This window comes from Rhizobium sp. RU36D, assembly GCF_900176345.1.
GTDB lineage: Bacteria > Pseudomonadota > Alphaproteobacteria > Rhizobiales > Rhizobiaceae > Allorhizobium.
The window spans coordinates 180647-203355 of sequence record NZ_FWXU01000004.1 but is presented as its reverse complement, the minus strand read 5'-3'; the positions used below and the strand labels follow the sequence as shown (position 1 = coordinate 203355).

General features: G+C 61.6%; 18 protein-coding genes. 3 read left to right on the top strand and 15 right to left on the bottom strand.

The genetic code is table 11. From position 1 onward, the window contains the following. The first annotated feature begins 45 nt into the window (after positions 1-45). Positions 46-717, top strand: a complete 672-nt coding sequence (locus B9A97_RS07195) for a DsbA family oxidoreductase (RefSeq protein ID WP_084364350.1) — start codon at positions 46-48, stop codon at positions 715-717. Between the two features lie 74 nt (positions 718-791). Beyond that, a complete protein-coding gene (locus tag B9A97_RS07190) occupies positions 792-1718 on the top strand; it encodes a DMT family transporter (protein WP_084364349.1) in 927 nt (308 codons plus the stop codon). Positions 1719-1741: 23 nt separating this feature from the next. Here the strand turns inward: B9A97_RS07190 and mfd are convergent, their stop codons facing one another. Together mfd and B9A97_RS07180 are read right to left on the bottom strand one after the other, a co-directional pair. Beyond that, positions 1742-5245: a transcription-repair coupling factor gene (gene mfd / locus B9A97_RS07185; RefSeq protein ID WP_084364348.1), complete on the bottom strand. Its 3504-nt coding sequence runs from the start codon at positions 5243-5245 to the stop codon at positions 1742-1744. Beyond that, positions 5242-5559 (bottom strand): FAD assembly factor SdhE, encoded by a 318-nt coding sequence (locus B9A97_RS07180; RefSeq protein WP_084364347.1) that lies wholly within the window; start codon positions 5557-5559, stop codon positions 5242-5244. Before B9A97_RS07180 ends, mfd begins: the two co-directional genes overlap by 4 nt. A 99-nt stretch (positions 5560-5658) precedes the next feature. Here B9A97_RS07180 and recG point away from each other — a divergent pair, with 99 nt between their 5' ends. Beyond that, positions 5659-7764: an ATP-dependent DNA helicase RecG gene (gene recG, locus B9A97_RS07175; protein WP_084364346.1), complete on the top strand. Its 2106-nt coding sequence runs from the start codon at positions 5659-5661 to the stop codon at positions 7762-7764. Here the strand turns inward: recG and B9A97_RS07170 are convergent. The 13 genes from B9A97_RS07170 to B9A97_RS07110 form a co-directional block, all read right to left on the bottom strand. After that, positions 7739-8437, bottom strand: a complete 699-nt coding sequence (locus tag B9A97_RS07170; RefSeq protein WP_084364345.1) for a DUF502 domain-containing protein — start codon at positions 8435-8437, stop codon at positions 7739-7741. The genes recG and B9A97_RS07170 overlap by 26 nt on opposite strands. Before the next feature lie 9 nt (positions 8438-8446). Continuing rightward, on the bottom strand, positions 8447-8950 hold the full coding sequence (locus B9A97_RS07165; protein ID WP_084364344.1) for a GNAT family N-acetyltransferase: 504 nt from the start codon (positions 8948-8950) through the stop codon (positions 8447-8449). Next, entirely contained in the window at positions 8947-10773 is a 1827-nt protein-coding gene (gene glmS, locus B9A97_RS07160; protein WP_084364343.1) for a glutamine--fructose-6-phosphate transaminase (isomerizing), read from the bottom strand. Before glmS ends, B9A97_RS07165 begins: the two co-directional genes overlap by 4 nt. Positions 10774-10883: 110 nt before the next feature. Beyond that, positions 10884-12248 (bottom strand): bifunctional UDP-N-acetylglucosamine diphosphorylase/glucosamine-1-phosphate N-acetyltransferase GlmU, encoded by a 1365-nt coding sequence (glmU, locus tag B9A97_RS07155; protein WP_084364342.1) that lies wholly within the window; start codon positions 12246-12248, stop codon positions 10884-10886. Between the two features lie 98 nt (positions 12249-12346). Beyond that, entirely contained in the window at positions 12347-13084 is a 738-nt protein-coding gene (locus B9A97_RS07150) for a FadR/GntR family transcriptional regulator (RefSeq protein WP_084364341.1), read from the bottom strand. 35 nt (positions 13085-13119) lie between these two features. Next, a complete protein-coding gene (yjfF, locus tag B9A97_RS07145; protein WP_084364340.1) occupies positions 13120-14082 on the bottom strand; it encodes a galactofuranose ABC transporter, permease protein YjfF in 963 nt (320 codons plus the stop codon). A gap of 4 nt (positions 14083-14086) precedes the next feature. After that, positions 14087-15091: an ABC transporter permease gene (locus B9A97_RS07140; RefSeq protein ID WP_084364339.1), complete on the bottom strand. Its 1005-nt coding sequence runs from the start codon at positions 15089-15091 to the stop codon at positions 14087-14089. Continuing rightward, on the bottom strand, positions 15088-16611 hold the full coding sequence (ytfR, locus tag B9A97_RS07135) for a galactofuranose ABC transporter, ATP-binding protein YtfR (RefSeq protein WP_084364338.1): 1524 nt from the start codon (positions 16609-16611) through the stop codon (positions 15088-15090). Before ytfR ends, B9A97_RS07140 begins: the two co-directional genes overlap by 4 nt. Before the next feature lie 121 nt (positions 16612-16732). Continuing rightward, complete coding sequence (gene ytfQ, locus B9A97_RS07130) at positions 16733-17695, bottom strand: galactofuranose ABC transporter, galactofuranose-binding protein YtfQ (RefSeq protein ID WP_084364337.1); 963 nt, start codon at positions 17693-17695, stop codon at positions 16733-16735. A gap of 156 nt (positions 17696-17851) precedes the next feature. Next, positions 17852-18925 carry a BMP family ABC transporter substrate-binding protein gene (locus tag B9A97_RS07125; RefSeq protein WP_084364336.1) on the bottom strand — a complete coding sequence of 358 codons (1074 nt, stop codon included), beginning with the start codon at positions 18923-18925 and terminating at the stop codon, positions 17852-17854. Between the two features lie 45 nt (positions 18926-18970). Continuing rightward, a complete protein-coding gene (locus B9A97_RS07120; protein WP_084364335.1) occupies positions 18971-19891 on the bottom strand; it encodes an ABC transporter permease in 921 nt (306 codons plus the stop codon). After that, positions 19888-20979, bottom strand: a complete 1092-nt coding sequence (locus tag B9A97_RS07115; protein WP_084364334.1) for an ABC transporter permease — start codon at positions 20977-20979, stop codon at positions 19888-19890. Before B9A97_RS07115 ends, B9A97_RS07120 begins: the two co-directional genes overlap by 4 nt. Continuing rightward, positions 20969-22540 (bottom strand): ABC transporter ATP-binding protein, encoded by a 1572-nt coding sequence (locus B9A97_RS07110; RefSeq protein ID WP_084364333.1) that lies wholly within the window; start codon positions 22538-22540, stop codon positions 20969-20971. Before B9A97_RS07110 ends, B9A97_RS07115 begins: the two co-directional genes overlap by 11 nt. Positions 22541-22709 lie beyond the last annotated feature (169 nt).

The window sequence follows — 22709 nt, the reverse complement described above, 5'->3', positions numbered from 1 at the left end:
GCGAGGATATTTTTTTAGACCCGCCCTCCCTGGAAAGGATTTAGCATGCAGCGCATCACCATTGACGTCGTGTCGGACGTCGTCTGCCCCTGGTGCTATCTGGGCAAGGCCCGGCTGGAACTCGCGATCGCCCAGATCCAGGACGAGATCGGCGTGGATGTGAACTGGCGCCCCTACCAGCTCAACCCGGACTATCCGCCAGAGGGTGTCGATCACCAGAAGGCGCTCGCGGCCAAGCTGGGTGGCAAGGAAAACATGGATCGCGCCCATGCACAGCTGACCAAGCTCGGCGCGGAAGTGGGCATTGCCTTCGACTTTGCCGCGGTAAAGGTTGGTCCCAACACGCTGGACGCCCATCGCCTTTCGCATTGGGCAGCAGTGGAGGGCCGTGAGGTTCAGAACCGGGTGGTCGATGCGCTGTTCAAGGCCAATTTCGAAGAGGGCCGCAACGTAGGCGACCGGCAGGTCCTCCTCGATATTGCCGAAGCATCGGGTCTTGACCGCGCCGTCGTCAACACCTTGCTTTCAGGCGAAGCCGACAAGGATACGGTTCGGGATGAGATCTCTGCAGCACAACAGATGGGCGTGAACGGCGTGCCATTCTTCATCATCGACCAGCGCTATGCGGTGAGCGGCGCGCAGCCGGTTGATGAGTTTGCCAATGCCCTGCGCCAGATCGCGGCGACCAAGCAGGATGAGCAGCGAAATCTGAATTGACGCATGGGGCTGCCGGGCATAAGCACTTCACACAGCTTCACGCGTGAAGATTGCTTCCAGCACCCGAGTCTGCCTTGCGCTCCGATCAGATTTTCAAGGGCATCCTGCTCGCATTTGCGGCCTTTGCCGCCTATTCCTGCAGTGATGCCGCCGTCAAATATATCGCGGGGCGCATGTCGCCCTTCGAATCGGCTTTCTTCGGTGCCTGTTTCGGCGCTGCTGCCCTGCCCTTCCTCAAGAAGAAGGCCGACCGCTGGAGCGACATCTTCGCTACAACCAACCGGCCGCTATGGATCGTGCGCTTTGTCGCCAAAGGCCTCGGCTGCATCGGCAGCGTCACCGCCTTCACGCACCTCTCTATGGCCGAAGCCTTCTGCCTGATCTTCCTGCTGCCGTCCTTCGTCACCATCATGTCGGTGATCTTTCTCAAGGAAATCGTTGGCCTCAAGCGCTGGGGTGCGGTGGCGCTCGGATTTATCGGCGTGCTGATCGTACTGAGGCCTGGCTTCCGCGAGCTTTCGATCGGCCATGCCGGCGCTGTGCTGGCCGGCATATCCGGTGCCGTTTCCATCGTGGTGTTCCGCGCCGTGGGGCCTTCGGAAAAGAATCTGTCGCAATATGGCTCGGGCCTGCTTGGCATCCTGGTGATCTGCGGACTGGCGATGATCCCGTCCTACACACCGCCTGCCCCGCAGGATTGGCTGCTGCTGGCAGCCTACGGCCTTCTCGGCGCCGTGGGCAACGTGCTGATCATGTATGCCGCCTTCTACACGCCAGCGGCGATCCTCGCGCCGACTCAATACAGCCAGATGATCTGGGCGATCCTGTTCGGCTACCTGATCTTCGGCGACGCCGTTGATGCGCCGATGCTGGCCGGGATCGTACTGATTGTCGGCTCGGGTCTGCTGACGCTGTCACGCGAACGCACCAAGGGCGTGCCGCTGCCACCGCCAATGACACCAGATGGCCAGGCGGATGCGATGGTGAAGCCGGAGCGATAAGCCCTCCGGCAGCAGCACCTTGCCTATCCCTTCGCCAGATCCGCCAGTTGCGTCATGACAACAGCCGCTCCTGCCAGCCGCTTTTCCGGTGTCGGCAGGTCGCGGGTGAGGAAGACGCTGTGGTCGGCGCGGATTTTCGCCATGGTGCCCTGCTTGGCAATGAAGCCCACAAGGCCTGCCGGGTTCGGGAATTCCTTGTTGCGGAATTGCACGACAATGCCCTTCGGCCCGGCCTCCAGCTTCTCGACATTGGCTTTGCGGCACAGAACCTTGATATAGACGACCTTCAGGAGATGCTGGACCTCTTTCGGCAGCGGGCCGAAGCGGTCGATCATCTCGGCACCGAATCCGTCGATCTCGTTGAGTTCCGTCAGTTCGCCCAGGCGGCGATAGAGACCGAGGCGAAGATGAAGGTCGGGCACATAGTCGTCCGGAATCATCACCGCAGTGCCGACGGAGATCTGTGGCGACCAGCCGGTATCGCGGACTTCGTCCACACCCTTCACCTCGGCAACGGCCTCTTCCAGCATTTGCTGGTAGAGTTCGAAACCGACTTCCTTGATATGGCCGGACTGCTCCTCGCCAAGCAGGTTGCCGGCGCCGCGGATATCGAGGTCGTGGCTTGCGAGCTGGAAGCCGGCGCCGAGCGTATCGAGCGACTGCAGCACCTTCAGGCGCCGTTCGGCCGTTGACGTCAGAACCTTGTTGACCGGCAGGGTCAGCAGCGCGAAGGCACGCACCTTGGAACGGCCAACGCGGCCGCGCAGCTGGTAGAGCTGGGCCAGGCCGAACATGTCGGCCCGGTGGACGATCATGGTATTGGCGGTCGGCACATCAAGGCCGGACTCAACGATCGTGGTCGACAGCAGCACATCATACTTGCCGTCGTAGAAGGCATTCATGATGTCCTCGAGCTCGCCCGCCGCCATCTGACCATGGGCAACGGCGACCTTCAGTTCCGGAACGTCGGACTGCAGGAAGGCCTGGATCTCCGGCAGGTCGGCCAGCCGCGGGCAGACGTAGAAACTCTGACCGCCGCGATAGTGCTCGCGCATCAGCGTCTCGCGGATAACGAGGGGATCGAAGGGCGAAATGAAGGTGCGCACCGCCATGCGGTCCACCGGCGGGGTGGTGATCAAGGACAGTTCGCGCACACCGGTCATGGCCAGTTGCAGCGTGCGCGGTATCGGCGTGGCCGACAGCGTCAGCACATGCACATCCGATTTCAGCTCCTTCAGCCGCTCCTTGTGCTTCACGCCGAAATGCTGCTCTTCGTCGATGATCAGCAGCCCGAGATTGGCGAAGCTGACCCCACTCCCCAGCAGCGCGTGGGTGCCGACAACGATGTCGGTCTTGCCTTCGGCGACTTCCTTCTTGGTAAGCGCCAGTTCCTTGGAGCCCACCAGGCGCGAGGCCTGGGCGATGCGGATCGGAAGCCCGCGAAAACGCTCGGAGAATGTCTTGAAATGCTGGCGGGCCAGTAGCGTGGTCGGAACCACGACAGCGACCTGGATGCCGTTCATCGCGGCGATGAAGGCGGCACGCAGGGCCACCTCCGTCTTGCCGAAGCCGACATCGCCGCAGATCAGCCGGTCCATCGGACGGCCTTCGCCCAGATCGCCGCGCACGGATTCGATCGCCGCCAACTGGTCCTCTGTCTCGTCATAGGGGAAACGGGCCGCGAATTCGTCGTAAAGGCCTTCCTGCGTCGTCAGAACCGGGGCCATGCGCGTCAGGCGTTCGGCCGCAATGCGGATCAACCCGCCCGCCATATCGAGCAGCCGCTTCTTAAGCTTGGCCTTACGCATCTGCCAGGCGCCGCCGCCCAGCTTGTCGAGTTGCACCTCGGTGCTTTCGCCGCCATAGCGCGAGAGTAGATCGATGTTTTCCACCGGCAGGAACAGCTTTGCCTCATCGGCATATTGCAGTTCGAGACACGCATGTGGCGCGCCGGCGGCTTCGATTGTCCGCAAGCCGATGAACCGGCCGATGCCGTGTTCCGCATGCACGACGATGGAGCCCTCGTCGAGGCCAGCCACTTCTGCGATGAAATCGGCGCCGCGTTTGCGACGCTTTGAGCGGCGCACCATGCGGTCGCCGAGGATATCCTGTTCGCCGACGACGACGAGGTTGCCGATCTCGAAGCCGGCCTCAAGGCTCAGCACTGTCGTGGCCGCCTCGCCCGGCTTCAGGCCATCGATATCCTTGAGAGCGGCAACCGGCTTGAGGCTGCCAAGCCCATGTTCTTGCAGCACCTGCAGCAGCCGATCCAACGATCCCTCGGACCAGCCTGAAATCAGTACCTTGGAGCCTGTCGCCCGCTTGTCCGCGATATAGGTCACGGCCTGGGTAAAGACGTTGGTGCGCCCCTCGTCGCGGCTTTCGGCTGCCGTGCGTGCCCAGCGGGGGCCGCTACGCGCTGGGATTTCGATGACGCGTCGGGCCTCGCCCTCATGTTCGGCAAAGGGCGTCAGCCTGATTGCCTCAACAGCATCAAGCGCACGGCCGAAATCCGTTGCGCCGAGATAGAGCCGCTCCGGCGGAACAGGCTTGTAGGGCGTGCCTTGCGACAAGTGACCCTTGGCGCCGCCGCCGGCATTCAGCCGCGCCTCGTAATAGTCGCGAATGAGCTTCGAGCGCTCTTCCGCAGCCTCCCTTACGGTATGATCCGTGACGAAACGAAAACCCCGGAGATAGTCGAAGGCGGTCACTAGATTGTCGTGGAACAGGGGCAGCCAATGTTCCATGCCGGCATAGCGCCGTCCTTCGGAGACGGCGGTGTAGAGCGCATCGTCGCGGGTGGCGGCACCGAACAGAGACAGATAGGCCTTGCGAAAACGGCTGATGCTGTCAGGCGTCAGCGTTACTTCACTCATCGGGTTGAGGTCGAGGGAGCGCGCCTGACCAGTCGTGCGCTGGCTTGCCGGATCGAAGCTGCGAATCGATTCCAGCGTGTCGCCAAAGAAGTCTAGCCGCACGGGCTCCTCGGCACCGGGTACGAAGACGTCGAGAATACCGCCTCGCACGGCGAATTCGCCGACTTCGCGCACCGTCGCCACCCGCTCGAAGCCGTTTCTCTCGAGCCGCGCGGCGACGTCTTCCATGCGCAGCTGGTTGCCGGGCTTGGCCGAAAAGCTCAGCTGTTCAATGATGTCGGCCGGCACCAGCTTTTGCAGCATGGCGTTGACCGTCACCAGAACGATGGCGGCGTGGGGCTTTTTTGCGTGGTTGATCAGGCCCGCCAAGGCCGTCAGTCGCCGCGCCGAGACATCGGCGCTCGGCGACACCCGGTCATAGGGAAGACAATCCCAGGCCGGCAGCGACAGAACCGGAATGTCGGGGGCTGCGAAGGACAGCAACTGCTCGATGTCGGCAATGCGCTGGCCGTCCGACAGGACGTAAACGACAGGCCGGCCCTCTCGCGCCAGTTCGGCCAGCAGAAAGGCCTCCATGCCATCGGGCACATTGGACAGCGTGACGGCACCGCCGGCGCGGTCGATCGCCTTGGTATCGAGAAAACGGATCATTCGACTGTACCGACACCATCAGCGGTGACCGGATCGAAGCCCGGGCGGTGGGCTGCTATCCGATGAAACAGAGGCGTCTGGAAGCGCTCCGGTATCGGCTCGGCGCCCGTGACCCATTTCACCAGATCATTGTCCTCTTCGGCCATGATCGTCTCAAGCTCGTCGAGATCGGTTTCGGACAGATCCGCGATTTCGTTCTCGGCAAACTGGCCAAGCATCAGGTCCATTTCGCGGATGCCGCGATGCCAGCAGCGGAACAGAATCCGCCGCCGCCTGACGTCGAGATCGGCGCTGCTGCGTACCAGGCCTGTCATGTCTTATGCCACCTTCCTGTTGATGCGCCTCTATAACGCCTGAGATGTAGCTTGTCAGCCTTGCCAAGGCCGTAATTTCCGTCGCATCTTGACGCGGCTATGCGCCCTACCCTGCTCGACCCGTTGTTTTCTCCCCTATCGTCGTTGACCGGCGTTGGACCAAAATTGGCCCAGCTTCTAGCTACCCTTCTGGGACGCGAGGATGCGGAGGACGCCCGCGTGGTGGACCTGCTGTTCCTTGCCCCTCACCGGCTGATCGACCGCCGCCACCAGCCCGGTATCGCCTATGCGCAAGAAGGCGCTGTCGTCACGGTGGTCGGCGACGTGATCCGGCACCTGCCACCGCCCGCGGGCAAGTCCAATCTGCCCTATCGCATCATCCTGCAGGATGACACCGGCGAACTGGCGCTGACCTTCTTCAAGGTCAAGGGCAACTGGCTGGAAAAGGCGGCTCCGCTGGACGAACGGCTGATGGTGTCGGGCAAGGTCGAATGGTTCAACGGCCGTGCCTCGATGGTTCACCCTGATTACATGGTGCGCGAAAGCGAGGCGGGAAACCTGCCGATGGTTGAGCCAGTCTATCCGCTGACCGCTGGCCTTTCGCCCAAGATGCTGCGCAAGGCGGTTGAAAACGCGCTGACTCGGCTTCCGGATTTTCCCGAATGGATCGACCCGTCACTGGTCTCCAAACAGGGCTTTGCCCCGGCCCGGCAAAGCTTCGAACAATTGCACCACCCGCGCGACGATCGGGATGCTGACCCGCAGGCGCCCGCCCGGCGGCGTCTGGCCTATGACGAGTTTCTGGCGGGCCAAGTCTCGCTGGCCATGGTCCGGGCGAAACTCCGGCGCGTCGCAGGGACGCCAATCGTACCAACCGGTAAACTGTCGTCAAAAATCCTGGCCGCCCTGCCTTTTTCGCCGACGCGCAGTCAGTCGGAGGCTGTTGCCGATATCCTGAGGGATATGGCATCGGACCAGCGCATGCTGCGACTGCTGCAGGGCGATGTCGGGGCCGGCAAGACGCTGGTGGCCTTGCTGGCCATGGCGGCCGCCATTGAGGGCGGCGGTCAGGCCGTGCTGATGGCGCCCACGGAAATTTTGGCGCGGCAGCATTATGCCACGATCTCGAAGCTGGCGGCAGCGGCGGGAGTAACTGTCGAGGTGTTGACCGGCCGCACCAAGGGCCGCGAGCGCGAGGCGATCACCGAGCGCATTGCATCCGGCGCCGCGCAGATCATCATCGGCACCCATGCGCTGTTCCAGGATTCGGTGATCTACAACAACCTTCTGCTGGCCGTCGTCGATGAGCAACATCGATTCGGCGTGCATCAGCGCCTACGCCTAACGGCCAAGGGCATCTCGCCGCATATGCTGGTCATGACCGCTACGCCCATCCCGCGCACGCTGGTGCTGGCGGCCTTCGGCGACATGGATGTCTCAAAGCTCACCGAAAAGCCGGCCGGCCGCAAGCCGATCCAGACGGTGACCGTCCCGACCGATCGCATCGAGGATATCGTGGAGCGGCTGCGGGTCGCCGTGGCTGAGGGCAAGAAGGCCTATTGGATATGCCCGCTTGTGGAGGAGACAGAGGAAAGCGAGTTGATGTCGGCGGAGGAGCGCCATGCCGTGCTGTCTATGATGATCGGTGCCCCTGTCGGCCTGGTGCATGGCCGGATGAGCGGACCGGACAAGGACGCCGCCATGCTCGCCTTCAAGAACGGCGAAACGCGGCTGCTGGTGGCAACGACGGTCGTGGAAGTCGGTGTCGATGTGCCAGATGCCACGATCATGGTGATCGAGCATGCCGAGCGCTTCGGCCTGGCGCAGTTGCACCAGTTGCGCGGTCGCGTCGGACGCGGTGCCGAGGCGTCAAGCTGCATCCTGTTGTATAAGGGGCCGCTCAGTGAAAACGGGCGGGCGCGGCTCTCCATCCTGCGTGACAGCGAGGACGGCTTCCTGATTGCAGAGGAAGATCTCAAGCTTCGCGGCGAAGGCGAGTTGCTGGGGACCCGCCAGTCCGGCACGCCAGGTTTCCGGATCGCCAGTCTCGAACACCATGGCGACCTGCTGGAAATCGCCCGCAAGGACGCGGCCTATCTGCTGGAGCGTGATCCCGATCTGATAAGCGAGCGGGGTGACGCGGTGCGGACGCTGCTCTATCTGCACCGCCGCGACGAGGCTATCCGATTTCTGCGGGCGGGCTGACCTGTAAAGGCGGCACCTGTACCCCTTTGGGATTGTAATCCGGCGTGATGAGACCAGCCGAAATCAGCAGCTTTGCCCCCTCCTCCGGCGTCATATCCAGCATCTTGATCTTGCTGCGCGGCACAAACATCAGGAAGCCGGCCGTCGGAACTGGCGTGGGCGGCAGGAAAACCGCCACCATTTCCTCGCCATCCTCGTTCAAGCGGGCCGCGACTTCGCCAGCGGCGTCGGTCGAAATAAACACCAGGGCCCACATGCCGGGGCTTGGGAATTCCACCAGGCCAACCTTCTTGAACGAGCTCGATTGCTCCTTGAGAACAGTCTCGAAGATTTGCTTCAGGCTTTTATAGATCGTCCGCACCAGGGGCATGCGGTGCAGGATCGATTCGCCGAAATCGACGATCGAACGTCCGATGAGGTTCTTTCCAAGAAAGCCGATCATCGTGATGACCACAACGGCGATCAGCAGGCCGAAACCCGGGATCGCAAATTGCAGATAGCTTTCGGGATTGTAGCGAGAGGGAATATAGGGTTTTACCCAGCTGTCGGCCCAGTGGATGAAGGTCCAGGTCAACCAGATGGTGATCGCCACCGGCGCGCAAATGATCAGGCCCGTTAGAAAATTATTGCGGAGCCGCGTAGCGACCGGGATGCGATCAGGTCCGTCCAACATCACTCGCCGTTATTGTGCACTGCCGTAAAACGCAGGATGGAAGGCGACCATGCCGGAAGGAGTGGCTCCCTGCAAGGTTAAAATCATAAAATACTCAGGCGGCAAATCCGGATAGGTCAAATCGGCGTGATGTCGAAAACCGAACTTGGGATAGAGTTTTGGGCTTCCCACAACGACGCAACCGTTGGCGCCCAATAGGTTCAGTTGTTCCAGTCCTGCACGAATGAGTTGCGACCCTATGCCGTCTCCTTGCCGCTCCGGCAGAACCGATACAGGTCCCATGCCACACCAATTGACCTCGCCGCCCGACAGGGTCACCGGTGAGAATGCCACGTGGCCGACAATCTCGCCCTCTGTTTCGGCGACGAGCGAGATGGTCAGGGCCGCGGCTTGGCGCAGCCGCGAGACGATCAGGTGCTCGGTCTGGTCGCTATAGGGCTTTCCCGCGAAAGCCGCCTCCGTCACGCGACCGATGGCAAGCTCGTCACCCGGTGCCTCGGCGCGTATCTTCATTCCACCGTCACAGACTTTGCCAAGTTGCGCGGCTGATCGACGTCGGTGCCCATGAAGACCGCCGTGTGATAGGCGAGCAGTTGGATCGGCAATGAAAAGACCATCGGCGAGATCAGCTCGGGAACATTCGGAAGCACAATGGTTTCCATGGTCGGCAGTTTGGAGGCCGCGGCCCCCTTCACGTCTGTCACGAAGATAATCCGCCCGCCCCGAGCGGCCACTTCCTGCATGTTGGAAATGGTCTTTTCGTAGAAGCGATCATGTGGCGCGATGACGATCACCGGCATGTTTTCGTCAATCAGGGCAATCGGCCCATGCTTCAACTCGCCGGCCGCATAACCTTCGGCGTGGATATAAGAGATTTCCTTGAGCTTCAGCGCGCCTTCAAGCGCAAGCGGATAGCTCGTGCCGCGACCGAGATAGAGCACGTCCTTGAACTTGGAGAGATCGCGGGACAGGGCTTCAACCTTGGTCTGCAGGCTGTTCAGCACGCTGCTCATGATGCGCGGCATCTCGGCGAGCTGGCGCACCATGGTCTTCTCATCGGCTGCCGACAGATGGCCTCGGGCTCGGCCCGCCCGGATGGCCAGCGCGGCAAGCACCGCCAACTGGCAGGTGAAGGCCTTGGTTGAGGCGACGCCAATTTCCGGGCCAGCCAGGATCGGGAAGATTGCATCGGATTCCCGGGCTATCGTCGATTCCTTGACGTTGACCACCGCGCCGATCTTCAGCCCGGCATCCTTGCAATAGCGCAACGACGCGAGCGTGTCGGCCGTCTCGCCCGACTGCGAGATGAACAGCGCCGCCTGGTCTTGAGACAAGGGCATTTCGCGATAGCGAAACTCCGAGGCGACATCGATCTCGACGGGCAGACGGGCATAGCGCTCAAACCAGTATTTGCCGATCAGGCCCGAGAGATAGGCCGTTCCGCAGGCTGAGACCGCAAGGCCGCGCAGCTTGGCAAAGTCGATGGCGTCGTTGTCCTCGCGCACCGTGTACGAGCTGAAGTCGACATAATGCGACAGCGCATGCGCGATCACCTCCGGCTGCTCGTAGATTTCCTTCTGCATGAAGTGGCGATAATTGCCCTTGTCGACCATGAAGGCCGAAGCCTGGGAGATCTGGTGAGGACGCTCGACGGGCTTGCCGGCGAAATCCATGATCTCCGCCCCGCCGTGGTGAATGACGGCACAGTCGCCATCGACCAGATAGGCAATTTCATTGGTGAAGGGTGCGAGCGCAATTGCGTCCGATCCGAGGAACATCTCGCCCTTGCCGAAGCCGACGGCAAGCGGCGGCCCAGAGCGCGCAGCCATGATGGTGTCGGGATCGTCCTGGTACATCACCACAAGCGCATAGGCGCCGGTCACCCGGTTCAACATCGCAAGCATGGCGGCCTTGTTATCAAGCCCGTCACGCCGATACTTTGCCAGGAGATGTGCGACGACCTCGGTGTCGGTCTGGGTGTTGAAGATAGCGCCGTCCGCGATCAACTCGTCCTTCAATTCGGAGAAGTTTTCGATGATGCCGTTATGGACAACGGCCACGCCTTCGACGAAATGCGGATGGGCATTGGTCTCGTTCGGTACACCATGGGTTGCCCAACGGGTATGGGCGATGCCGGTTGTTCCCGGCAGCGGCTCCTCGGACAGCCGCTTTTCCAGATTGAAAAGCTTGCCTTCGGCGCGGCGGCGATCCATCCGGCCAGCATTGATGGTCGCGACACCGGCAGAATCGTAGCCGCGATATTCGAGCCGCTTCAAGGCATCGACAAGGCGTTCCGCCACTGGCTTGTTACCGACGATACCGACTATGCCGCACATGCATTTCTCCCATGGCCACGACTTCTGCCGCAGTCCTAATGATTTTGCCGGATTTCGCAATTGCGAAGCCGGTCACGTTGTTTTTCGATGCGTAATGCGCGAACAGGCGTCTAGTCGCTCTTCGTCTTCCGGGCAGCCTTGGCGGCCAGATTGCGCTCGCGGATAACGGTGGCGCGTCCGGGCTTCATCTCCTGGCGAGCGCGGCCAAAAGCCAAGGCGTCTGCCGGTACGTCCTCGGTGATGACGCTGCCCGAGGCGACCAGCGCCTTGTCGCCGATCGTGACCGGCGCAACCAGAGACGAATTCGAGCCGATGAAGGCGCCCTCGCCGATCCGCGTCACATGCTTATTGACGCCATCATAGTTGCAGGTGATCGTGCCGGCGCCGATATTGCTGCCCGCACCGACAAAGGCATCGCCGATATAGGTGAGGTGGTTAACCTTGGCACCCTTGCCGATCTCGGCCTTCTTGACCTCGCAGAAGTTACCGACCTTGGAGTCCGCTGCCAGATTGGCACCCGGGCGCAGCCTTGCAAATGGGCCAACCGTAGCGCCTGCTGCGACATAGGCTCCCTCAATGTGGGAAAAGGCGTGGATGACGGCACCGCCCTCCACCGTGACGCCCGGACCGAAGACCACATTCGGTTCGATTAGCGCATCCTGTCCGAGCTCCGTGTCGTGGGACAGGAATACGGTCTCGGGCGCGACCATGGTGACGCCGGACAGCATCAGTTCGTGGCGACGGCGCTCCTGCCAGACCCGCTCGATCATGGCGAGCTCGGCCCGGTTGTTGCAGCCCATGACCTCCGCTTTCGGCGCGTCCACGGCCACCACGCTGGCGCCCGCAGCCCGTGCGATTTCCACGATATCGGTCAGGTAGTATTCGCCCTTGGCATTGGCATTGCCGATGCGATCGAGCCATTCGAGCGCGCGCCTGCCATTGATGGCCATCAAACCGCTGTTGCAGCGGGTGACCTTGCGCTCTTCCTCGCTCGCGTCGCGCTCCTCGCGGATCGCCAGGAGTTGGCCGTTCTCCACAAGCAGACGGCCATAGCCCGTCGGAGACGGCGTTTCAAAACCGATGACCACAATGTCATTGCTATTAGCCAGAGCCGCCCGCGCAGCCTTGAAGGTCTCCGGCGTGACCAGAGGTACGTCGCCATAGGCAACGAGCACATCGTCATAGCCGCGGGCGATGGCGTCCCGGGCGCAGAGCACGGCATGGCCCGTTCCGCGGCGCTCTACCTGCGTGTAACTTTCGATTGTAAGATCCGGTCGGCTTGCAGCGGCAGCGACCGCCTCTGCATCGCGGCCTAAGACCAGGGCCACCTCGGAGGCATTTGCTGCCGCCACCGACTGCATGACATGGGCAATCATCGGCAAGCCGGCAATCGGATGCAGCACTTTCGACATCGACGATTTCATGCGGGTGCTATCGCCCGCAGCGAGGATGACGGCAAGACAGGTGCGGCTCATGTCAGTCTCCGGAAAATTGACCGCGCCCCATCACGGCGCGCCGGCGTTCCATATCAGGAAGTCGTTCTGCGCGCCAAGATCAAAACGGAGAGGGTTAATCAGCCGGAATGCTGTGTCACATGGGTGGCGCGGGCGCGCTCGCGACCGACGGAAATGACATTGACCATTGCCTTGCGCGCGGCTTCGAGATCACGGGCGGCAATCGCGTCGACGATTGCCATATGCGAACTGCGAACCTCCGGCCCGCGACGACCGACGACAGGCTCCGACGACATCTTGAAGGCGCCGACCAAGGCCGCCTTGATCAGGCTGCCAAGGGTGCGCATGAACGGATTGCCGGATGCATTTGCCAGTGCCAGGTGAAACCGCAGGTCGGCCAGCGCCAGGCTTTCGATCGTGTGGCCGGGCTTTCCCATGTCGTCGGCGAGTTGACGTAGCCCTTCGATCTCGTCGGGCCCGGCGCGTTCCGCCGCCAGTTCAGCCGCCGCCGGCTCGAAGGCCATCCTGATATCATAGAGGTTCAGGAGAAATTCTTCGCTGACGCCTGCCTCGAAATGCCAGGTCAGGACGTCGCTATCGAACATGTTCCAGTATTGCGGATCGGTGACACGCGTGCCGATGCGTGCTTTCGGCACAACGAGACCCTTGGCCGTCAGGGTCTTCATCGCCTCCCGCAACACGGTGCGCGACACACCAAAGCGCTGGGCCAGTTCCACATCGCCCGGCAGCACGCTGCCGACAGGGAATTCGCCCGCGACAATCGCGGTGCCGATTTCCTCCACGACCTGGCCGTGGCTGTTGCGTGACCGCCGGACTGTCGACACCACCTCTGGCATTTCGTTTAGCACGCGACGCACTCCCTGGAGTTTGGCTACCTGCCCTCTCGTCGGGACAAAGCCAATATTCCCTTCTGCAGCAGGATGAAAGCAAACAAAAGTAGACCGATCAGGATTTTCGTCCACCAACTGGAGAGCGTGCCGTCGAAAGTGATGTAGGTCTGGATCAGTCCCTGGATCAGGATGCCGATAAACGTCCCCGCGACGAAGCCCGTGCCGCCCGTGAGCAGGGTTCCACCGATCACCACTGCGGCAATCGCGTCGAGCTCCACGCCAACCGCCGACAGCGGATATCCGGCCGATGTGTAGAGCGAGAATACAATGCCGGCGAGACCGGCCAACAGACCCGACAGCGCATAGGTCAGGATTGTCGTGCGACCAACCGGCACGCCCATCAGCCGCGCGGTCTGGACCCCGCCTCCCAGCGCGTAGACATTCGCGCCAAAGCGGGTGCGGTGAGCGATCAGCGCGCCAAGCACGAAGACCAGGATCATGATGCCGCCAATCACCGTCAGGCGCCCGCCCCCGGGCAGCTTGTAAAAGGTCTTGCGGATGACCGAATAGAACTCGTGATCAATCGGGATACTGTCGATCGACAACACGAAGGCCATGCCGCGCGCCAGGAACATGCCGGCCAGCGTCACGATGAAAGCCGGCATTTCGAGGTAGTGGATCACGGCACCCATCAGCGCACCGAAGACCGTGGTGATGACCAGAAGCAGGCCAAAGGCGACCAGCGGGTGAACGCCGGTATTCTGCAGCATGACGGCAAGAAACACGCCGGCAAAGGCAATCACAGCGCCGACGGAGAGATCGATGCCGCCGGATAGGATGACGAATGTCATGCCCACGGCCACGACTCCCAGGAAGGCATTGTCGGTCAGGAGATTGCTGATCACCCGCACCGAGAGCATTGCGGGGAACTGGACTGCGCAAAGAGCATAGGCGACGACAAAAATGACGACGGTCGTCAGGACGGGAAGATAACGCGCATTCATAGCCTTATTCTCCCGACCGGAAGGAGCGGCCGAGCCAAAGGCTCGCGACCGACTGCAGAGCGGGCGACTGTACGACCAGGATGATCACGATGATGGCGGCCTTGATGATCAGGTTGAATTCCGGCGGAAAGCCCGAGAGCAGGATGCCGGTATTGATGGACTGGATGATCATGGCGCCCAACACAGACCCCGCGATCGAGAAGCGTCCGCCCAGCAGCGAGTTTCCACCGACGACAACAGCCAGAATAGCGTCCAGCTCGAGCCACAAGCCCGCATTGTTGGCGTCAGCACCCTTGATATCCGCGGCAACGATGATCCCCGCAATCGCGGCCGACAGGGCACACAGGCTGTAGACGAGGATCAGCAGAATTGGCGTTGCGACACCCGCAAGGCTCGACGCGCGGCGGTTCACGCCGACGGCTTCCACCAGCAGGCCGAGCGCACTGCCGCGAACGATCACTGCGACCAGCAGGGCAAAGACAATCCAGACGACGACGGGAACCGGGATGAGAGCGACGGCACCGCTGCCAAAGAAGATCAGGCCCGGATCCGTGAAGGTCATGATCGTGCCCTCGGTGATCAACTGGGCGATCCCACGCCCGGCCACCATCAGCACCAGGGTGGCGATGATCGGCTGAATATCGAGAACCGCCACTAGCACGCCGTTCCACAAACCGCATGCCAGGCCGACCGCAAGGACGATCAGGAGTGTAACCGGTAAAGACATGCCCGAGGTGATACAGGCAGCCGCAACGGCGCCCGTGATTGCAATGACCGCGCCGACCGAGAGGTCGATGCCCTTTGTGGCAATCACCAGCGTCATGCCGACGGCGACCAGTGCGACAGGCGCGCCGCGATTGAGGACGTCGATCAGACTGCCATACAGGCGGCCATTCTGGACGCCGATATCGAAGAAGTTAGGGAAGGCCAAAACATTCAAAAAGAGGATGACCGCGAGGGCCACGAGTTGAGGTGCCAATCGCAGCGACATCTGCTTGATCGCGGTCATGCCGGGCTCCCTTCCTGCGGCTGGGCGGCGATCGCATTGACGATATTGCCCGTGGTCATCGCCTCTCCCGTGAGTTCCGCAACCTGTCGCCGGTCGCGCATCACGATGATGCGCGAACTGTAGGCCAGCAGTTCCTCAAGTTCTGACGAGATCACCAGGAGGGAAAGTCCCTGGTCACACAGGTCTTCGATCAGCTTGATGATTTCCGCATGGGCCCCGACATCGATGCCGCGCGTCGGTTCGTCCAGGATCAGGAATTGCGGATTGGTGGCGAGCCAGCGGGCAAGGATCACTTTCTGCTGGTTGCCGCCCGACAGTTGGCGGATCGGCTTGTCGCGATCCGTGGTGCGGATATCCAGCGCCTTGATATAGCGGTCTGCCAGCTCAACCTGTTCACCAATGCTGATCGGCCGCCACCAGCCGCGCCGGGCCTGAAGGGCGAGCGCTATGTTCTCCCGAATGGACAGATCGCCGACGATGCCATCGGTCTTTCTGTCCTCAGGGCAGAAGCCGAAGCCATGGGCAATGGCGTCACGCGGTGCGGCAATTCGGGCGGGCTTGCCATCGAGTTCGATCGAGCCGCTATCGGAGGGGCGAATGCCAAACAGGGTTTCGGCGGTCTCGGTTCGGCCAGAGCCGAGCAGCCCGGCCATGCCGACCACTTCGCCATAGCGGACGGAGAGATCGAATGGCTGCACATGGCCGCGGCGGCCGACGCCACTGAAGCGGTAACGGACCGCGTTCTTCTTGCGTCCCTCGCGCGCCTGCGTGCTTTCAGCGGCTTCGAGATCGCGGCCCAGCATCATGGAAATCAAGGCATGCCGATCCAGTGTCGCTGTCGGCTCAGAGCCGACGAGGCAGCCATTGCGCAGCACGGTCACGCGGTCGGCGATCTCGTAGACCTGACCGAGAAAATGGGTGATGAAGATGATGCCGAGACCGCGGGCCTTGAGGTCTCGCATGATGCGAAACAGCATGGCCACTTCCTGGGCGTCCAGGCTGGCGGTCGGCTCGTCGAGGATAAGCACCTTGCCGGAAACATCGACAGCCCGGGCAATGGCTACGACCTGCTGGATGGCCACGGAATAGCGCGCCAGTTCGGATTTGACGTCAATGTCGATACCATAGCTCGCCAGGAGCTTGGCGGCGTCGGCATTCATGCGCCTGTTATCGATCAGGCCAAAACGGCGCGGCTGGCGTCCGAGATAAAGGTTTTCCGCCACGGAAAGGTTGGGCAGGAGATTGACCTCCTGATAGACGGTGCCGATGCCCAGTTTCTGCGCGGCATGCGTGTCGCGCGGATCAATCGCCTCGCCGTCCAGTTCGATGGATCCACCGTCCCGACGGTAGGCACCAGTCAGGCACTTCACCAGCGTGGATTTACCCGCGCCGTTTTCACCGAGGAGGGCGTGGATTTCCCCGCGACCGAGATTGAAGTCAACGTGATTGAGCGCGGTTGCACCCGGAAAATACTTGCAGATTCCCGACGCCGTCAGGATCGAATTTCGCATTTCGGACATAAGGGCCACATGCTCCGTGCAGGCAACGCAAGCCGATCCGACCGCGCCGTTGCGCGGCCGGATCGCCAAAGACCGGACCCGAACGCGTGATCGCGTGCGGGTCGTTCTGCAGTCGCCGGGCTTAGTAGCCGAGGCCCTTCTTCTCTTCGTAGACCTTCTTCGGATCGTCAGCCTGGGTATAGAGCTTGGATTCGGTCTGGATCCACTTCGGCGGCAGGGTGCCGTCCTTCTTGAACTTCTCCAGAGCATCGAAGGCCGGGCCCGCCATGTTCGGGGTCAGTTCAACCGTGGCATTGGCTTCGCCGGCAGCCATGGCCAGGAAGATATCCGGAACGGCATCGATCGAGACGACGAGGATATCGGTGCCGGGCTTCAGGCCGGCTTCCTTGATGGCCTGGATGGCGCCGACGGCCATGTCGTCGTTATGGGCATAGAGAGCGCAGATGTTCTTGCCGCCGTTTTCAGCCTTGAGGAAGCTTTCCATGACTTCCTTGCCCTTGGTGCGGGTGAAGTCGCCGGTCTGGCTGCGAACGATCTTGAGGTTTGCCTTGCCGGCAATGCCTTCTTCAAAGCCCTTCTTGCGGTCGATTGCAGGCGAAGAACCGGTGGTGCCCTGAAGCTCAACGATGTTGCAAGGCTTGTCGCCGACAGTCTTGGCCAGCCACTCGCCAGCGACCTTGCCTTCATGAACCAGGTCCGACGTGACCGCGGTCATGTAGAGATCCTTGTTAGCGTCAACCGTACGGTCGAGCAGAATGACCGGAATTTCGGCTTCCTTGGCTTCTTCGAGAACTTCGTCCCAGCCTGTCGCAACAACCGGAGCGACGAGGATCGCATCAACGCCCTGGGCGATGAAGGAGCGAAGCGCCTTGATCTGGTTTTCCTGCTTCTGCTGCGCATCCGCGAACTTCAGGTCGATGCCGCGCTTTTCGGCTTCCTGCTTGGTCAGCGTGGTTTCTGCTGCGCGCCAGCCCGATTCAGAGCCGATCTGCGAGAATCCGACAACCATATCGGCAGCAGAAACAGACGAGAACATGCAGCCAGCAAGAACCGTGGCGCTGGCAAGCGCTTTAAAAAGTTTCATGATTTCCTCCCACTTGGGTCGCTCCCTGCGACACCATCCATAAATCATACTATATGATTTTTGTAAACGTGGGGGCTTCGAGAAATTCACGGAAAATTGAAAAGGGCGCCACAAGGGGCGCCCTTCCAATTGATATCGCGTGCGCGATGGCTGCGGTTATTGCGGCAGCTTGTCGTCAACGCCTTCGATGTAGAAGTTCATGCCGAGCAGGGTGCCGTCATCGGCCTTCTCGCCTTCCTTCAGCCAGGCCGAACCATCCTGCTTGTTGATCGGGCCGGTGAAGGGATGCAGTTCGCCAGAGCGGATCTTGGCTTCGGTTGCCTCCGCCATCGCCTTCACGTCGTCAGGCATGTTGGTGTAGGGGGCCATAGTCAGGATGCCGTCCTTCAGACCGTCCCAGATCTGCTCGGACTTCCAGGTGCCATCGAGCAGGGCCTGGGTGCGCTTGATGTAATAGGCACCCCAGGTGTCAACGATTGCGGTCAGCTGGGTCTTCGGACCGGCGGCGATCATATCGGAGGCCTGGCCGAAGGCAAGGATGCCGCGCTCAGCAGCCACCTGCATCGGAGCGGTCGTGTCGGTGTGCTGGGTCAGGATATCAACGCCCTGGTCGATCAGCGCCTTGGCGGCATCGGCTTCCTTGCCGGGATCGAACCAGGTGTTGGCCCATACGACCTTCAGCTTGAAGTCAGGATTGACCGACTTCGCGCCGAGCTCGAAAGCGTTGATGCCCATGACGACTTCCGGGATCGGGAAGGAGGCGATGTAGCCGGCGAGCCCCTTCTTCGACATCTTGGCCGCGATCTGGCCCTGGATGTAGCGGCCTTCATAGAAACGCGAATTGTAGGTTGCGACGTTTTCGGCAGCCTTGAAGCCGGTGGCGTGCTCGAACTTCACATCCGGGAACTTGGCAGCAACCTTGACGGTGGCGTCCATGAAGCCGAAGGACGTCGTGAAGACCAGGCCACAGCCGGAACGGGCCATGCGCTCGATGGCGCGCTCGGCATCCGGACCTTCCGGAACGCTTTCCAGATAGGCGGTCTCGATCTTGTCACCGAGCGCCTTTTCCAGCTCCTGGCGGCCGATATCATGGGCCTGCGTCCAGCCGCCATCGGTCTTGGTGCCGACGTAGATGAAGCAGATCTTCTTCTTTTCCTGGGCCTGTGCGCCGCCTGCAAAACCGCCGAGGACGGCGGCGGTGGCGGCGAGTGCGATAAGCAGTTTCTTCATGTTGCGGACCTCTGTTGACGTGAAGACTGTTTGATAGGCATCCGATCAGCGATCGGGAACGAAAGGCTTGCCGAGCGACGCCGGGGTGTTGATCAGCGTGGTCCGGCGATTATGCGAAATGATGACCAGGACAACAATAGTCGCTGCGTAAGGCAGCGCCGACAAAAACTGCGAGGGTAAACCGATGCCAAACGCCTGGGCATGCAATTGACCGATGGTCACCGCGCCGAAAAGATAACCACCCGCCAAAACCCGAAGCGGACGCCAGGAGGCAAACACAACCAGCGCCAAGGCAATCCAGCCGCGTCCGGCCGACATGTTCTCGACCCATTGCGGGGTATAGACCAGCGAAAGCTGTGCTCCGGCCAATCCCGCGCAGGCGCCGCCGAACAGCACGGCGAGATAACGGGTGCGGATGACATTGATCCCCAGCGCATGGGCAGAGCCGTGATTGTCGCCGATTGCGCGGAGCGTCAGGCCGGTGCGGCTGCGGAACAGGAACCAGTTGATGCCGATGACCAGAGCTATCGATAGGTAAAAGATCAGATCCTGGCGGAACAAGAGTTTGCCGACGAACGGCAGATCAGCAAGAACCGGGATGACGATCGGTTGCAGCTTGATGCCGGGCACGCCGACGAAACTCTCGCCCATCTGGCCGGACAGGCCAAGGCCGAGGATCGTCAGTGCAAGCCCCGTCGCCACCTGGTTGGCGACCAGCGTCAGCGTGAGGAAACCGAAGAGCAGCGAGAAGACGGCACCGCCGGCAATGCCGGCCAGGATGCCGATATAGGGCGAACCGGTGATTTGCGCCGCGGCAAAGGCACAGACGGCACCGATGATCATCATGCCTTCGACGCCAAGGTTCAGCACGCCGGCGCGCTCGGTCACCAGTTCTCCGAGGGCGGCGATGACGAGCGGCGTCGCAGCGGTAATGACGGTAAGAAGAATGGCTTCGACGATCATCAAACACGTCCTCCCGCCGAGCCTGAGACCCGTGTCATCACCAGGCGGATCTTGTAGCGGATCAGTGTGTCGCAGGAGAGCACGAAGAACAGCAACAGCCCCTGAAACACGCGGGTGACCTTGTCGGACACCCCGATCGAAAGCTGCGCGCCCTCCCCGCCAAGATATGTCAGCGCCAGCACGAGCCCAGCTATCACGATGCCGATCGGGTTGAGGCGACCAAGAAAGGCGACGATGATTGCGGTGAAGCCATAACCCGGCGAAATCGTCGGCTGGAGATAGCCGATGGAACCGGAGACCTCTGAAATACCGGCCAATCCGGCAAGCGCGCCGGACAGAAGCATGGAAAACCAGACCATGCGCCGAGACGAGAATCCGGCAAAGCGCCCTGCCCGTTCCGACTGGCCGAGCACGGTGATTTCGAAGCCTTTCAACGTGTAGCGGTTAACGAACCACAGGATGAGTGCGGCAGCCAAGGCAAACACGATCGCCCAATGGGCCCGTCCCGAGGACAACAGTTCCGGCAGGATGGCTTCAGACGAAAAGGGTCTTGTCTGCGGAAAGTTATAGCCTTGCGGATTGCGCCAGGAGCCTCTGACCAGCCAGTCGAGAAACAGCTGGGCGATATAGACCAGCATAAGGCTGACCAGGATTTCGTTGGTGTTGAAACGGGTCTTCAGGAGGGCCGGAATACCGGCATACAACGCGCCACCGAGCATGCCCATAATCAGCATCAGCGGGAGCACGGCGGGTGAGTGCCAGTCGGGGGCCAGCACCGGGAGGATCGATCCCGTGATGGCGCCGATGGTAAACTGGCCTTCGGCGCCGATATTCCAGTTGTTGGAGCGGTAGCAGACTGACAAGCCCACAGCGATGAGGATCAAAGGCGCGGCCTTGACGATCAGCTCATGCAGCGACCAGACCTCAAGCAGCGGCTCGATGAAGAAACTGTAGAGCGCGCTGGCCGGGTTCTTTCCCAGCATCGCGAACATGATGGCGCCGAACACCACAGTCAGCGCCAGCGCAATCAGTGGCGAAAGCAGCGACAGCCAGATCGACGGCGACGGGCGTTTTTCCAGTTCAATGCGCATGGGCCGTCTCCGCGCCGCTCTTGTCATGCAGGCCACCCATCAGCAGGCCGATCTTCTCGCGCGACAGGTCTTCGGCGGGATAGATCGGTGAGAGGCGCCCTTCGGAAATAACGGCAATATCGGTCGCCACTTCGAAAATCTCGTCCAGGTCCTGGCTGATGACCAGCACCGCCGAGCCGGCGCGGGCGAGATCGACAAGCGCCTGTCGGATGCGGCTCGCGGCGCCAGCATCCACGCCCCATGTCGGTTGGTTGACCACCAGGAGGGCCGGCTGACGATCCAGTTCGCGACCGACGATGAATTTCTGCAGATTGCCGCCGGACAGCGCGCCAGCAAGCGGATCGACACCGCTCTTGCGGACATCCATGGCCTCGCAGATCCGCGCCGTCGCTCTCTTGACCGCATCATGGCGTATCAATCGAAGCAAGCCGCCGCCGAGAAAGGCCCTGTGGTCGGAGGTATTTCGGGCCAGCAGCAGATTGTCGGACAGGGACAGACCGGTGACGGCACCGTGTCCATGCCGCTCCTCGGGCACGAAGCCCGCGCCCATCAGCCGCCGACCATTGATCCCGACGCGTCCGACGCCCTTGTTGCGAATGCGCACAACCTCGTTTTCCGCAGTCGGATACTCCCCGGAAAGCGCATCGAACAATTCGCTCTGGCCGTTGCCGGCGACGCCGGCGATGGCCAGGATCTCGCCAGCCCTGACCGTGAGCGACACATCGCGCAAAGGCATGGCAAAGGGCGTCCGTGGCGCAACGTTCAGCCCCTCGACCGCGAGCGTCACCTCGCCCATGGCAACATCGGCATCGCGGCGCACTTCCGCAACCTCTGTGCCGACCATCATGCGTGCCAGTGAGGCCGGCGTTTCCAGCCGCGGGTCGCAGGCACCGGTGACCTTGCCATGGCGAAGCACGGTGGCGCGGTCGCAGATGCGCTGCACCTCCTCCAGCCTGTGGCTGATATATAGAACCGAACGCCCCTCGCCTTTCAGCTTTTCGAGCGTATCGAACAGCCTGTCGGCTTCCTGCGGCGTCAAGACGGAGGTCGGTTCATCGAGAATGATAAGCTGCGGGTTCTGCAGAAGTGCCCTGATGATCTCGATCCGCTGGCGTTCGCCCACGGACAGGTCGGCCACATGGGCGTTGGGATCGAGCGGCAGGCCATAGGCGACCGAGAGGTCGCGCGCCTGGGCTGCGATGGTAGCAAGCGGCGTCCGCTTGTCCAGCGATAGCGCGATGTTTTCCGCCACCGTCAGCGCTTCGAACAGGGAGAAATGCTGGAACACCATGCCGACACCGAGGCGTCGCGCCTCGGCGGGTGAGTCAATATCCACAGGCGCGCCACGCCAGTTGATGCGGCCAGAAGACGGAGCCAGAACGCCGAACAGCATCTTGACCAGGGTGGACTTCCCAGCGCCGTTCTCACCCAGAAGGGCATGAACTTCGCCTGGGCGTATATCGAGGTCGATGCCGTCGCAGGCCTTGAAGCTGCCGAAGGCCTTCGTCAGCTTTTCCACCGAAAGCAACGTAGTCGCGCCGGACCCTTGCGATTGCGACACCCATTCCCCCTGCTGCCGAACATCCGCATCGATGGCTGATCGTCGTCTGTCCGGCAATCGTCTTCTATATTGTTGTTATCGTTCCCGGCTTCGGGCAGCGCGCAAGGCGCCGCACAATGTCCATTAGACATTGATACTCAGATTGATGCCGCGCTCAACCACAGGCCAC

What these genes read in the sequence shown, in the direction of transcription:
- B9A97_RS07115 (WP_084364334.1), bottom strand. Translation starts at nt 20,979, where the DNA reads ATGCGCATTGAACTGGAAAAACGCCCGTCGCCGTCGATCTGGCTGTCG.
- ytfR (WP_084364338.1), bottom strand. Translation starts at nt 16,611, where the DNA reads ATGTCCGAAATGCGAAATTCGATCCTGACGGCGTCGGGAATCTGCAAG.
- B9A97_RS07140 (WP_084364339.1), bottom strand. Translation starts at nt 15,091, where the DNA reads ATGACCGCGATCAAGCAGATGTCGCTGCGATTGGCACCTCAACTCGTG.
- ytfQ (WP_084364337.1), bottom strand. Translation starts at nt 17,695, where the DNA reads ATGAAACTTTTTAAAGCGCTTGCCAGCGCCACGGTTCTTGCTGGCTGC.
- B9A97_RS07125 (WP_084364336.1), bottom strand. Translation starts at nt 18,925, where the DNA reads ATGAAGAAACTGCTTATCGCACTCGCCGCCACCGCCGCCGTCCTCGGC.
- B9A97_RS07150 (WP_084364341.1), bottom strand. Translation starts at nt 13,084, where the DNA reads ATGCCAGAGGTGGTGTCGACAGTCCGGCGGTCACGCAACAGCCACGGC.
- B9A97_RS07165 (WP_084364344.1), bottom strand. Translation starts at nt 8,950, where the DNA reads ATGAAGATACGCGCCGAGGCACCGGGTGACGAGCTTGCCATCGGTCGC.
- B9A97_RS07180 (WP_084364347.1), bottom strand. Translation starts at nt 5,559, where the DNA reads ATGACAGGCCTGGTACGCAGCAGCGCCGATCTCGACGTCAGGCGGCGG.
- glmU (WP_084364342.1), bottom strand. Translation starts at nt 12,248, where the DNA reads ATGAGCCGCACCTGTCTTGCCGTCATCCTCGCTGCGGGCGATAGCACC.
- mfd (WP_084364348.1), bottom strand. Translation starts at nt 5,245, where the DNA reads ATGATCCGTTTTCTCGATACCAAGGCGATCGACCGCGCCGGCGGTGCC.
- B9A97_RS07195 (WP_084364350.1), top strand. Translation starts at nt 46, where the DNA reads ATGCAGCGCATCACCATTGACGTCGTGTCGGACGTCGTCTGCCCCTGG.
- B9A97_RS07170 (WP_084364345.1), bottom strand. Translation starts at nt 8,437, where the DNA reads ATGTTGGACGGACCTGATCGCATCCCGGTCGCTACGCGGCTCCGCAAT.
- yjfF (WP_084364340.1), bottom strand. Translation starts at nt 14,082, where the DNA reads ATGAATGCGCGTTATCTTCCCGTCCTGACGACCGTCGTCATTTTTGTC.
- recG (WP_084364346.1), top strand. Translation starts at nt 5,659, where the DNA reads ATGCGCCCTACCCTGCTCGACCCGTTGTTTTCTCCCCTATCGTCGTTG.
- glmS (WP_084364343.1), bottom strand. Translation starts at nt 10,773, where the DNA reads ATGTGCGGCATAGTCGGTATCGTCGGTAACAAGCCAGTGGCGGAACGC.